Below are 13,385 nucleotides of genomic sequence, written 5' to 3'. Positions count from 1 at the left end.
GTCTGTAAGTGGAATTTATAGGTTGTAACATAAACTTGTTTTTGTAGGGCAATGATTGGAAGTTATAGAATAAATAATATTGCTTGCGACAAATTTGGGGTGGCAGGTAAAATAATATTAATAATTGCTCAATTTATATTTAAAAGATGGCGAAAAGGCAGCGCTGTAAGCGGATATTTATTGATAGAATATCATTTAATTGACCGTTATGAAAGCAAAGAAAGAACGCAAAGGATCGTCCATATGGGCGTGAAAGTTAGAAGAGACAAGTCTCCCGGCAAGCTTTCCGGAAAGGTGTTGTTTCCCGAAAAGCTGAAGCAAGCAAACAAAATGATCACTAAATTGAAATGGACATCTGCGCGTAATTAGCAGCAACCGCATAAACAAAGCGTGATACGTCTCCCGGGACGTATCACGCTTTGTTATTTATATAGCATGGTCAGCACTTTTAAAGACAGCTTAACTGACCACAAATTGTTTTAAGCATGCATCATGCGCGCTGCCATTTCCTCTTTTGTTACCGGCGCTTCGGTGATAACCGGTTGCTTTTTCTCAAAGGTCACGAAGCTCAGTGCCAGGTTGACTGCGAGCAATCCAACACTCATCCATACAACGTTGTGTACGCCGTAATGGGCTATAATGATTCCTCCCAGCATAGTACCCAGTGATATCCCGATATTGTAGCAGGAGGTGAGCAGGCTGTTTACAAATTCCAACGCGTTATGTGGTACGGAGCGGGAGCTACGGATATTACCAATCAGAAAGCCGCTGGTATGAATAGCGCCCCATATGGAAAGGATGACCACCATGGGTGTAAAGAGGCCGCCAAAGAAATAAGCCAGTACCTGTACCAGTATCAGTGAAGTAAAAAATACACGGGTTACCAACATCACGTTTTTGTTGATGGTAATACCTGTGATCCAGTTCCCCAATACACCCATACCGCCAAATAAGAGTAACATCGCGCTGATTTGCACCCCATTCATGTGTGTCACGTTTTCAAGGAAGGCCGCCAGGTATCCGAAGCTGGAGAACATACCTGCCAACATCAATATGGTAGTGGTGAGATTGAGCCACACCTGCGGAAGCTTCAATACATACAGCTGACTGTTGCCCTTAGTTTTTTTAGCGGCCGGCATAGAAGGAACATAGATCAGCATACCGGTAAATGCAATCAGGCTGATAAAGCTTGCCAGGAAAAAGGAAGCCTGCCAGTGGTGGAAAAATTCAGCGGCGTACGTTGTCATAGGTACGCCCATGACTGACGCAATACTCACCCCGGACATTACTACAGATACCGCTTTACTGCCCGATTCTTTGTAGGCCGCCGACAACGAGATATTCCAGAACAATGGGTGCAGAAACGCCGGCAAAACACGCGCAATCATCAGCACCGTGAAGTTGGGCGAGAAGGCTGAAAGCAGGTTGGAGAACACAAAAACGCCCAGCACAGACGACATCAACAACTTCCGGTTGATATTGCTGGTCAGCGCGGTAATAAACGGGGAAGATACCGCCACCGTAAGCGCAAAGGCACTTAACAACCATCCCGCCGTTTCCAGCGAAACACCAAATACCTGCGCAAGATTGGGGAGCACACCTATAACGCCAAATTCGGTGGTAATAATGCCAAAAGCTCCCAGCGCCATTGCGTATATTGACTTTTTCATTAGTTTAATGGATTTGAATATTTAAATGATTCGATATAATTAAGACAACAAACTGAAAATCTATCCCATCAAAAAAATTATCCTTTTAAGGCATTCAGGCGGTCAATATACTCGCCCAGGACATCTTGATTCAACAGGTACTTAATATTCCTTCCTTCTTTTTCAGATATCAGCAAGTCGGCATCTACCAACTGCTTCAGGTGGTGGGAAACGGAGGGCTGGGTCAGGTCCAGCATATCGGTAATCTCTGCACAATACATACATCCCTGCTTCTTTCTGACTTCCTGCAAGATGGTAATCCTGCTGGCGTCGCTCAATGCACGGGATATTCTCTCAAATTTTTTATTGTCCATTTGCAATAACAAATTTATTCCGGTGTAAAAGTAGTAAAAAAATACATAGAAACATATAAATGTTTCTATGATAATTTTATGACAGTTTATTTTTAAGAGGTAAAATCCCCGGATTTTACCTGAGCAGCAAAACAGCGCCCTTCAGCAACTTTTCCTGTTTATCTATATTCTGGTAACGGATAAAATAAACATAGCTATCAGAAAATCGGCGTTGTTCTTTTCATATGTAATTATCCAGAAATCCCTTCGTTGTAATGCCGTGTAGCCGTTACCGTTTCTGTACTGGCAGGTTCCGTTAACAGTACCGTATTTTTAGTGGCCGGAATAATATCGCTATTCCCATTGTCCAGTGCCATATCAACAATGGAATACCGGAAGCCTTTATTTTCTGCGGTGGTAAACAGGTAATATTGTTTGGGGCGTCCTGGAAAAGAAAAGAAATAAACTGCTTATTTAACAGCCAGGTTTACGGCTTTATTATGTAATGATTTTGCTATGTTTGTAACTAGATAATTATTTAAATACACCCTTTTCTATGGAGTTTTCTGAAACAACTTATCAACCCAAAAATCAACTTCAAAAAGTGTTAGGTGGCTTATCATTTATGATGATAAATACACTGGGATGGACAATAATTGGTGAAATTGCCCTGCATGGCCGGGACTATTGGCTTGTTGGCGTTTTATTTACGGGGATTGTGTTATCCTTTTTAGTTTTTTATCTCAAGTTCTATTCCGTGGCAAAGAAGCTGCCGAAAGAACAAGCCTTGGCGAATGACCCGCAAAAAACAAAAGACAAAAGATTTACCTACATCTTTATCGCAGAGGGCGCAGGAATTTTAATCCTGAAAAATGTATTGGTCAATACCGGGCATGACAACTGGTTTCTTCCCGGTGTGGCATTAATTGTAGGCTTGCACTTTTTACCTTTAGCCAAAGTATTTAACCGCAAGTTTGATTACTTTATGGGGGTATTTGTTTGCATGGTAGCCATAGCTGGATTTGCATTGATCAACAAAGGCTATTCAACGGCCATAACAACGCCGGTCATCGGTATTGGTTGCGCCATTGCCACTTCCCTTTACGGTACGATGATGATTCTGAAGGGAAATAAAATACTGCAGGGAAAATTATTGTAGTCTATATATCAGGATGGGGCCATGGCCTCATCCTGATATTTTTTTTACCTATTATGATCACGCTTTTGGGTATGCAATAGCGGCGGCTTTTCATAAATCCTGCCCCAAAGTGTAAATTATGCCGTGATGTTATCAATTTACGATGTTATATTGATCGGCGCCAATTTAATTGAGCCGGTTTTCAACCGGTACATGATAATATTTTTTTGCTCCAAATATATGCCGGTGTTGGATTTTGGCTACCAGTGAGGTTGTCGGGTATGAACAACTTTTGGCCTGGATGATTACCCGTCACTGCCGGTGGCACGCTCCCTGTGAAAACAAATAATCATTACTTTTAGCTGGATCACTTTTTTTAGCAATTTCCCAGTTGTATGATTTCGTCAAATACCCTGTCTATATGTAATTCCCAGCTTTTGCATCAGGTAGCGGAGGGAAATGAAGGCGCCTTTCAACAATTGTTTGATAGTTATGCCGATAGAATTTATGGTGTAGCCTATACTTACACAAAATCCGTTCATTTATCAGAAGAAATTGTCCAGGATGTTTTTGTGAAAATATGGCTCAAAAGAACCTCATTACCGGCCGTTAAAAATATTGCGGACTATATCTTTATTATTTCCAGGAACCGGATTATTAATGAGCTGCGTCGTCTCCGTTTGGAAAAAGATTACCTGAGACAGCTGCTGGCGGAAGAGGGAGACGGACTCCGGTCGCCGGAAAGTGAATACGTCATAAAGGAATCGCGTACGTTGATCATGAATGCAATTAGTAAATTACCTCCTCAGCAAAAAGCAATATACCAGTTAAACCAGCTACAGGGAATAAAACTGGGAGAAATAGCACTGCAACTGGGTTTATCCAGGAATACGGTTAGAAACCATCTCTCCCGGGCCATACAATCTATCCGTGAATACCTTCATGACCATGCCGATGAACAAACAATCCTCTTCGTAATAATTTTTCTTGCATTAAAGTAGTTACTCACTGGTACATTTTTTTAAGTCGGGTGTCTTTATATCTGAATCAGTTACAATAACACTGATAATGGCGTTCATATGCAACGATTTCGCAGTATAATAAAAGCATACCTGGAAGACAGGATATCGGGACGGGAGTTATCGAAACAATTATCTGCGCAGGATGACGAGCTGCTTGCATCGATTCGCAGGCAATTGGAATCCGGCGCGGCAGATGGTTTAACCACTCCTGCCGACCGGCAGGCCATGTATAAACGTGTGATGAACCGCGTGAAAGAAAAGGAGAAGCGCCTCCCTGTTTTTCACTTCAAATGGCTCCGCGCCGCGGCTATACTGCTTCCGCTGTTGGCTATCGCCGGGTGGAAATACTATATGACAGAAAAGCCTGCGAAAAAAATAGTGCAGCATGTTGTTTCCCTGCCGGCAAAGAATAAAGTAATGCTTACCCTGTCTGACGGTACCGCCATTGAACTGGATAGTTCCGGCAAAGGAGTGGTGGCCCGGCAAGGAAATGCGCTGGTGCTGAAAAAGGGAAACGGACAAGTTGTTTATCAGTCATCGCTTAATAACAACAGCGAAATACTTTACAATAAGATATCAACCCCAAAAGGAGAAACCTTCCATGTAACACTACCGGATGGCAGCACAGCATGGCTGAATGCCACGTCGGCCATCCGTTTTCCGGTAGTGTTCGGGAAGGACTGCCGACAGGTAGAAGTAACAGGAGAAGCCTATTTTGAGATACAACCAAACAAGGCCCCCTTTCGCGTAAAAGTGGCAGGTGCTGAAATACAGGTACTGGGCACGAAGTTCAACGTAAACGGTTATACGGATGAAACTGCCCTGAAAGTAACGCTACTGGAAGGATCCGTAAAAGTAGCCGCCCACAGGGACAGTGTTATGTTGCGCCCGGGCCAGCAAGCCGTATTAAAAGATGGAAATGCAACGGTTAACAACCAGGCAGACCTGGATGAGGTAATGGCCTGGAAGCATGGAAACTTTGTTTTCAACAGCCTTACACTCCCCGAAATTATGCGCCAGATCTCCCGTTGGTACGACGTGGAGATCGTTTATGAAGGCCCCGTAACGCAGAAACGCTTTACCGGGATAGTAGGCCGTAATGAACGCATAACAGATGTACTCGATTTTATGCAAACCGCTGGCATCAAATATAAAATGAACAATAGAAAAATAGTTGTAATGCAGTAGTAAATATCACCAAAATCTACCTGTAAAAAACCGTTCTGTGTGCGAGACAGAACGGTTGTACGGGCGAACTATCCGGCGTTGCCTCCGGATACGGATTTCTATGCGCAGAAAACACTCATTATTCACCCTGATTTACTCATTAAAAATGAGTAGTTGAAAAAACGAATGTATGAATTTAAGAGGACATTTCCTTTCCCATCCACGTTGTAAAACAATCACTAAACTGTTGCTGATGAAGTTTGCCACTTTCAGCCTGCTCTGTATTTGCCTGCAGACCAGCGCCATCGGGTTTGGCCAGAGCATTACCTTATCAGAAAAAAATGTGTCACTAAAGACGGTGCTAAAAGAAATTAACCGTCAGACTGGCTACCGTTTTTTTTATGAAGATGAACTGATAAGTAATGCCAAAGGTATAAACATCGACGTTCGCAATGCCCCCTTGCCAGACGCCTTAAATGCTTGTTTTAAAGGGCTGCCGTTAACTTATTCCATCTCAAAAAACAGGATCATTATTGCAGCTGCCGAAACCGCTGAGAAAGAATCGCCGCCGGCTGCTGTTATAGAAATTACGGGCACGGTAGTCAATGAAGAGGGTACACCTTTGCCGGGAGCTACCGTAAAAATAAAGGGTACCACCAAAGGCGTCACTACCGACGCAAACGGACATTTCACCCTGCAAGTACCGCGAACGGGAGTATTACTCACCGTATCATTCATCGGGTACAATCCGGCTGAAGTAGAAGTAGTGGTTGCCGGACCAATGCAGATTGTGCTTAAACACCTGGATGCAAAAGTAGATGAGGTAGTAGTAGTGGCGCACGGGAAGCTGCGGAAAACGGAAGTAGTAGGCGCAGTCACCACTATTAAACCCGGTGAATTAAAGATCCCCAGCAGTAACCTTACCAATGCATTGGCGGGAAAACTGGCAGGTATCATTGCCTACCAGCGCAGTGGCGAGCCGGGATTTGACAACGCAGACTTTTTTGTAAGAGGGGTCACTACTTTCGGCTACCGGAAATCTCCCCTGATCCTCATCGATAATATTGAAGCCTCAACTACTGATCTGGCCCGTTTACAGGTAGATGATATCGCGAGCTTTTCTATTATGAAAGATGCCACGGCCACGGCGTTATACGGTTCCAAAGGTGCCAATGGCATCATACTCATTACCACAAAAGAAGGAAAGGAAGGAGCGGCCACTGTATCATTCAGAGCAGAAAATTCACTGTCGCAGTCTACCCGGAACGTGCAACTGGCAGATCCGGTTACCTACATGGAACAGGCCAATGAAGCGGTGCTCACACGAAATCCATTGGGCGGACTCCTGTACTCAAAGGCGAAGATTGAAAATACTAAAAATGGCACTGACCCGGTGATATATCCGGCAACAGACTGGCAGCAAATGTTACTGCGCAATTCCGCGCTTAACCAGCGCTATAACCTGTCTGTAAATGGCGGCGGAAAGGTTGCGCGGTACTATGTATCCGGCGCCATGAATTTGGATAATGGCATATTAAAGGTGGATAAAAAAAGCAACTTTAATAGTAATTCCAAATTGAAATCATATTCGATCAGAAGCAATGTAAATGTGAACCTGACACCCTCTACGGAAATGATTGTACGTATCTCCGGAAGTTTCGATGACTACTCCGGACCTGTCAGCGGTGGACAGGATATTTATAACCAGATTATGCAATCCAACCCGGTATTATTCCCGGCTTATTACCAACCTACGGAGGAAACAAAATATGTGCGGCATATTATGTTTGGCAATGCGGCCGACGGAAAGTATAATAATCCCTATGCCGATCTCCAGAAAGGATATAAACAATTTAACCGTTCCGCTATTAATGCCCAGCTGGCGCTTAATCAAAAGCTGTCTTTTATCACGGAAGGCTTGTCTGCCAGGGGCTTAATTAATATTCAGCGTAACGCTTATTTTTCTGTATCAAGACAGTACAATCCGTTCTATTATGTAGCCTCTAACTACGATTATGTCAGTAAAGGCTACTCGCTGAATGCGATCAACCAGGAAGCCGGGCAATCGCAGGCACCGGCAGGTACCGAATACCTCAATTACTCAGAAGGAGATAAAACATTGTCGTCTGATTTCTACGGTGAGTTGGCAGTCGACTATCGCAGAACCTTTAACAAAGTACATGGTATTAGCGGTACGTTGGTGGGCGTAGCGAAAAACAGTCTTACCGGTAATGCCGGCAGCCTGCAGAATTCCCTTCCTTTCAGAAATGTAGGCTTGTCTGGTCGCGCTACTTACCTGTATGATAACCGGTATGCGGCGGAGTTTAACTTCGGGTATAACGGGTCGGAGCGATTTTATAAAACACAGCGTTTCGGTTTCTTCCCCTCTGCAGGGATAGCTTATACCGTATCCAATGAAAAGTATTGGGAAAGCCTGCAAAAGGTGGTGACCAAACTTAAATTAAGAGCTACCTACGGCCTGGTGGGCAATGATGCAATTGGTAGCCCCGATGATCGCTTCTTCTACCTGTCTAATGTAGATATGAACAGTAGCGACAGGGGAATGAGATTTGGTACATTGAAAGATTACAGCCTCACAGGTATTAATATTTCCAGGTATGCCAATAATGATATCACCTGGGAGAAAGCGGCGAAAACGAACCTCGGATTTGAAGCGTCTTTCTTCGATCGTTTGAACCTGGAAGTAGATGTGTACCAGGAAAAAAGATCCAATATCCTGATGCCCCGTACCTCGATTCCTACTACCATGGGATTATCGGCCGGTTTAAGCGCCAATGTGGGTAAAGCTTCCGCCAAAGGAATAGATGTGGCGATGGACTATTCTCACCAGATCACTAAAAAATGGTGGGCAAAGGCCATGGCGAATTTTACCTATGCCACCAGCCGCTTTGACGTATACGAAGAACCGGATTACCCGGAAAAGAACAAATTGCACGTGGGGCACTCGCTTTCACAACAATGGGGATACATTGGAGAAAGACTGTTTGTAGATGACCTCGATGCAAAGAATGCACCCAAACAAAGCTTTGGCATTTATGGAGGAGGAGATATCAAATACAGGGATGTAAATGGAGATGGGAAAATCAGTGAGCTGGATATGGCGCCAATAGGTTTCCCCACCACCCCGGAAATCGTATATGGATTCGGGTTATCGTCCGGTTATGATCGGTTCGACTTTAACATTTTCTTCCAGGGACTGGCCCGGGAATCTTTTTGGATTGATACAAAAGCAACCGCCCCTTTTATTGACGACCAACGCCAGCTGCTCAAAGTATGGGCAGATAACCACTGGAGTGAAGACAACCAGAACATTTATGCATTATGGCCCAGGTTGAGCACCAGCCTTATTGATAATAATAATCAAACCAGCACCTGGTTTATGCGAAATGGCGCACTGCTTCGCATCAAATCCATAGAAATTGGTTATACCCTGCCCACACCACTCATGAAAAGACTTCGTCTTACCAATGCCAGGTTTTACCTGAACGGTACCAACCTGTTTACTTTCAGCAAGTTTAACCTGTGGGATGTAGAAATGGGCGGTAATGGTCTGGGATATCCTATTCAGCGGGTATTCAATGTGGGGGTAACCTGCTCGTTCAAATAGTCAGTCATTAACAGCAAAAAAAAACAAGTATGAAGCGTATAAAGATATTGCTGCTGGGGATGATGATCTCCTGTAGCCCTGCCTGTAATAAATTCCTCGATATTATTCCTGACAACGTAGCTACCCTGGACCAGGCTTTCCAGATGAGAGCCACTGCGAAAAAATATCTGTTTACCTGTTATTCCTATCTGCCGTTACTGGGTAGCCCTGCAGATAATTATACCTTCCTGGGATCGCGGGAAATAGCCACGCCATATCCCGGCTCCCAGGCGCCCGGTATCCCGGAAGGAATTATGCAGTTGTGCTACGACTACCAGAATGTAGTAAAGCCAATTGCCAACTACTGGGATGGGGAGAATGGCGGACAGGCCATGTTCACCGCCATGCGTACCTGTAATATTTTCCTGGAAAACATTGGCAAGGTGCCCGATATGACCGAAGTGGAAAGAAAAAGATGGGTGGCTGAGGTAAAAGTATTGAAGGCATATTATCATTTCCTGATGATGCGGATGTATGGACCTATACCCATGATGAAAACAAATATTCCGGTATCGGCAGGTGTGGAAGCGGTGAAGGTAAAGCGTGATCCGGTTGATGAGGTGGCCGCTTATATTGCACAGCTGGTAGATGAAGCTACACCGGATCTTCCGCCCTCTATTGCTAACCAGCGGGAGGAGTTGGGCCGCATTACCACTCCCATCGCATTGGCTATTAAAGCCTATGCATTGACACTGAATGCAAGCCCGCTGTTTAACGGCAATGCAGACTATGCAGGCTTGAAGAATAAAGATGGAAAAGCGCTCGTCAACCCTGCATTTGACAGGGCAAAATGGCAAAAGGCAGCCGAGGCATGCAACGCCGCTATTGTAGCCGCTAATAGCGCAGGATTTCAATTGTACTATTTCGAAAAACCTTTCGATCTCAATAATATCAGTGATACCACCAAAAAATGTATGGACATCCGGGGGGCGATTACAGAAGACTGGAACCAGGAATGCCTGTGGGGTTTCTCTAAGAGTACAACGGCTGAACTACAGCGGGAATGCGCGCCCAGGAACGATGTTTATTCGTATACATACTCTTTGTGGGCCGCCAATATGAATGCCTGTGAAGTATTCTATACCGGCAACGGAGTGCCTATAGAGGAAGATATTAGCTGGGATTACGCCAACAGGTATACGAAGCTGGTAACGATTCCCGCTGCCATGCATAGTATCCTGAAGCCTAATTATACCACTGCTTCCTTCAATGTAAACAGGGAATATCGTTTCTACGCAGATCTTGCGTTTGATGGATCTTCTTATTTTATCAAACAACGCTCCAGTGAAGACAACCTGTTGTACATAAACACCATGTGGGGATCTTCTTCAGCGCAATCACTGTCGAGGTATTCATTTACCGGCTACTGGCCCAAAAAACTGGTTAGCTGGAAAACCTCCGGTGATGGAGGGTCTTACACGCCAGATGCTTATACCTGGCCCGCCATCCGCTTAAGTGCATTGTACCTGATGTATGCCGAAGCGCTCAACGAGTCAGAAGGGCCATCCGCTAAAGTGTACCAATACATTGATGAAGTACGCCACCGGGCGGGGTTGGATGGTGTGGTACAATCATGGGCGGCACATTCCAGGAATGCTAACAAGCCTTCCAGCAGGGAGGGACTGAGAAGCATTATCCAGCAGGAAACCATGATAGAATTTATTTTCGAAGGAGAAAACTACTGGAATATGCGCCGGTGGAAGCGGCTGGATCTGATGAACAGGCCCGTTACCGGATGGAATGTTTCGCAAAACACGCCTGCCGCATTTTATAGCGCAAGATCGATTTATCAGCCACATAATACCTATAAGGATTTCCTGGCGCCTATTAAAGAGTATAACCTTTATGTAAATCCTAATCTTGTTCAGAACCCACTATGGTAGCTGCGTACCGCAGATTTATTCTCCTTCAAATTACAGACGAATGAAAAAACAATTATTACAGCATATACTGGCGCCAATAATCATAATCGCTGCGATTGCGCTTTACGCCTGCCAGAAACAAACGGGTACTAACCTGGAACCTATCTACAAAAGTAATCGTAAGCCCCCCGTGGTAACAAATGTACGCGTACAGGACTTCCCCGGCGGCTCGTTCATTATCTATGATATTCCCGCAGACCCCGAAATACTCTATGTGCAGGCAGATTATATGATCAATAAACAAGCTTCACAGCAGGTAAAAGCCTCTTATTATACAGATACCCTCAAGGTGCTGGGCTTTGAAAAAGCAGCAGCTTATAAGGTAACCCTGTATGCCGTGAGCCGCAGCGAAGTTAAATCGGATCCGGTGCAGGTGACGGTTAATCCTCAAACACCACCTTACCTGACCGTAAAATCTTCACTGGAGATCCTGGCAGATTTCGGTGGCGCCAACATTCAGTTCAGAAATGTTACCGGCGCAGATATCGCTGTGGTAGCGCTGGTGGATACACTTGGAAAGCCGGAAAATGTGTTTACCAACTATACAAAAGATACATCGGGTAACTTCTCGCTCAGGGGTTTTACTGCAAAGGAAAGAAAATTTGGCGCCTTCGTACGTGACAGATGGGGTAATGTGTCTGACACGGTTTGGACAAAGGTGACTTCTATGAACGAGCAGGAGCTCGACCGCACAAAAATGAAGGGGTTGGTATTACCCGGAGACCAGATCGCGTGTTGCGGCTCTGATCTTGGCGTGCCACTGTCTAATGGCTATAAAGCGGGCGACTGGGCATTTTACGGGGGAACAGGCCCCAATGATTCGGTGCCTGCACGGGTTACCGTCGATTTTGGCCGGCCGGTAGTGTTGAGCCGCTTCAGGTACTGGATGCGGCAAAATGGTGGCGCGGAATTCAGAAATGGCACGTTGCGCTTCTTTAAAGTGTATGGCAGTATGAATCCTAACCCTAACGGGGCACTCGACGGTTCATGGACGCAAATAGGTGGGGTGTATGAACTGGTGAAACCATCAGGACTCCCTTATGGCCAGCTGAATAGTGCCGACTACGATGTAGTTACTAATGGGTCGGAGTTTACGTTTCCGTTGCCAGCAGTCACCATGCGGTATTTCCGGTTGGTGATCCTGCAGAATTATTCCGGCGGCGCCGGATTGGAAATGGCATCCATCAAGTTTATGGGAGATTACAAGTAGTCGTATCCGTTAGCATTTAAAAAAGTTATTATGAAAAATATTATCTACGCCCTGGCCCTGGTAGCAGGATTACAGGCGTGCACCAAAATGGATCATGAATATGCTCCCTATCTGAAAAATGGTGAGATTTTTTATACCGGCGTTGCTACCGACCTGGAAGTGCATCCCGGCAGAGGTAGGGTAGAACTACAATTCACCCGGTCTAAAGATCCCAATATCACGCGGTTTGTGATCTATTGGAATAATCGCAACAATCAACTCGAACTGGCGGCAACAACGGAGGTGATACAAAAAGTAGTGATACCTGGTCTCCCGGAAGGCGAGTATACTTTTGAGGTGGTGGGTTATGATAAAGCCGGGAATTCATCCACCCCGGGATCGGCCATTATCAGCGGCGTCAGCCTGGGCGCGGTGTACGAAAGTAACCTGCAGGTAAGAAGTGTGAATATCTCCAACAGTCAGGCGGGTATATTGCTGGACTTCCCGTCTGTAGATACCCTGTGCAGGTATACAACCATTGATTATACCACGCAGTCGGGAGCAACCGGATCGGTGAAATACACGGCTATTACTGCGTTGACTGATACACTGAAAAACGCATCGCCATCGCTTCCGTCTTTGTTGTTGAAAACAGCTTATATACCCGTTGCCGGTATTGATACTTTCTACGCGCAAAAAACGGTGCCGGTAAACCTGGCGGTCGGAAAATATACCTGCACCGGTCAGATGACGGATTATACAAATGCCGGGCTAACAGGCCCGTATCCCTGGAATGTAACACTCCGCCTCGTCACGGCCACACAACTGGAACTGGTAGATAATGATGAAACCAAAGATGTGTATCATAAGATCCTGAATGGTGGCAATAATTCCTATTATGGCTCCTTCGGTGTGGTATTTAATTTCGATAACAACTATCGTGTTATCAGCGTTGTAAACAAGTATGGGCAACCCGCTTCTAATGGAAGGTCCGCAGAATTAGACCCTTCCGGCATCAATAAATTTGACCCTGTTACACGGACGTTAAAGGTAAAGTATTGGATGAACCAGCCTGGTGCTACACACCGGACTTCCTTTGACGAAACCTTCACCATGAAATAAAGGATATTGTTTTTATTTTTTTCGGAAGAAGGGATTGGCCCGGTGCACAAATTTTCAACCTTCTATGGCGGGGGAACCCGTGATAGAAGGTTGTTTTTTTGCTATTGGTACTATGTCAAAATGAAAAAGACCCTCCCATTTTGGTATACCTGTTTC

The 13,385-nt window shown here is 45.1% G+C and carries 11 protein-coding genes; 8 read left to right on the top strand and 3 right to left on the bottom strand.

Going from position 1 to position 13,385, the window contains the following annotated elements:
• Positions 1-51 precede the first annotated feature (51 nt).
• Entirely contained in the window at positions 52-369 is a 318-nt protein-coding gene (locus AC5ZC7_RS15265; RefSeq protein WP_496158061.1) for a hypothetical protein, read from the top strand.
• A gap of 110 nt (positions 370-479) precedes the next feature.
• Here AC5ZC7_RS15265 and AC5ZC7_RS15260 read toward each other — a convergent pair whose 3' ends face one another.
• The 3 genes from AC5ZC7_RS15260 to AC5ZC7_RS15250 form a co-directional block, all read right to left on the bottom strand.
• Positions 480-1,670, bottom strand: a complete 1,191-nt coding sequence (locus tag AC5ZC7_RS15260) for an MFS transporter (RefSeq protein ID WP_496158062.1) — start codon at positions 1,668-1,670, stop codon at positions 480-482.
• Between the two features lie 77 nt (positions 1,671-1,747).
• Complete coding sequence (locus AC5ZC7_RS15255) at positions 1,748-2,023, bottom strand: metalloregulator ArsR/SmtB family transcription factor (RefSeq protein ID WP_496158063.1); 276 nt, start codon at positions 2,021-2,023, stop codon at positions 1,748-1,750.
• A gap of 230 nt (positions 2,024-2,253) precedes the next feature.
• A complete protein-coding gene (locus AC5ZC7_RS15250) occupies positions 2,254-2,379 on the bottom strand; it encodes a hypothetical protein (protein ID WP_496158064.1) in 126 nt (41 codons plus the stop codon).
• 179 nt (positions 2,380-2,558) lie between these two features.
• On the opposite strand from AC5ZC7_RS15250, the gene AC5ZC7_RS15245 reads away from it, so the two are divergent.
• From AC5ZC7_RS15245 to AC5ZC7_RS15215, 7 genes are all read left to right on the top strand, one after another.
• The gene (locus tag AC5ZC7_RS15245; protein ID WP_496158065.1) at positions 2,559-3,161 is read left to right on the top strand and encodes a hypothetical protein; all 603 of its coding nucleotides are present in this window, start codon (positions 2,559-2,561) and stop codon (positions 3,159-3,161) included.
• 416 nt (positions 3,162-3,577) lie between these two features.
• A complete protein-coding gene (locus AC5ZC7_RS15240; protein ID WP_496158066.1) occupies positions 3,578-4,141 on the top strand; it encodes an RNA polymerase sigma-70 factor in 564 nt (187 codons plus the stop codon).
• A 78-nt stretch (positions 4,142-4,219) separates the two neighbouring features.
• The gene (locus AC5ZC7_RS15235; protein WP_496158067.1) at positions 4,220-5,350 is read left to right on the top strand and encodes a FecR domain-containing protein; all 1,131 of its coding nucleotides are present in this window, start codon (positions 4,220-4,222) and stop codon (positions 5,348-5,350) included.
• 169 nt (positions 5,351-5,519) lie between these two features.
• Entirely contained in the window at positions 5,520-8,957 is a 3,438-nt protein-coding gene (locus AC5ZC7_RS15230) for a SusC/RagA family TonB-linked outer membrane protein (protein WP_496158068.1), read from the top strand.
• Between the two features lie 29 nt (positions 8,958-8,986).
• Positions 8,987-10,879 (top strand): RagB/SusD family nutrient uptake outer membrane protein, encoded by a 1,893-nt coding sequence (locus AC5ZC7_RS15225; protein ID WP_496158069.1) that lies wholly within the window; start codon positions 8,987-8,989, stop codon positions 10,877-10,879.
• A gap of 40 nt (positions 10,880-10,919) precedes the next feature.
• Positions 10,920-12,128: a DUF4959 domain-containing protein gene (locus AC5ZC7_RS15220; protein WP_496158070.1), complete on the top strand. Its 1,209-nt coding sequence runs from the start codon at positions 10,920-10,922 to the stop codon at positions 12,126-12,128.
• 30 nt (positions 12,129-12,158) lie between these two features.
• Entirely contained in the window at positions 12,159-13,229 is a 1,071-nt protein-coding gene (locus AC5ZC7_RS15215; protein WP_496158071.1) for a DUF4998 domain-containing protein, read from the top strand.
• Positions 13,230-13,385: the final 156 nt, after the last annotated feature.

This window comes from Chitinophaga sp. 9-1-y, assembly GCF_059511905.2.
The sequence above is the reverse complement of the archived record's forward strand: the minus strand, read 5'-3'. Positions and strand labels throughout refer to the sequence as shown.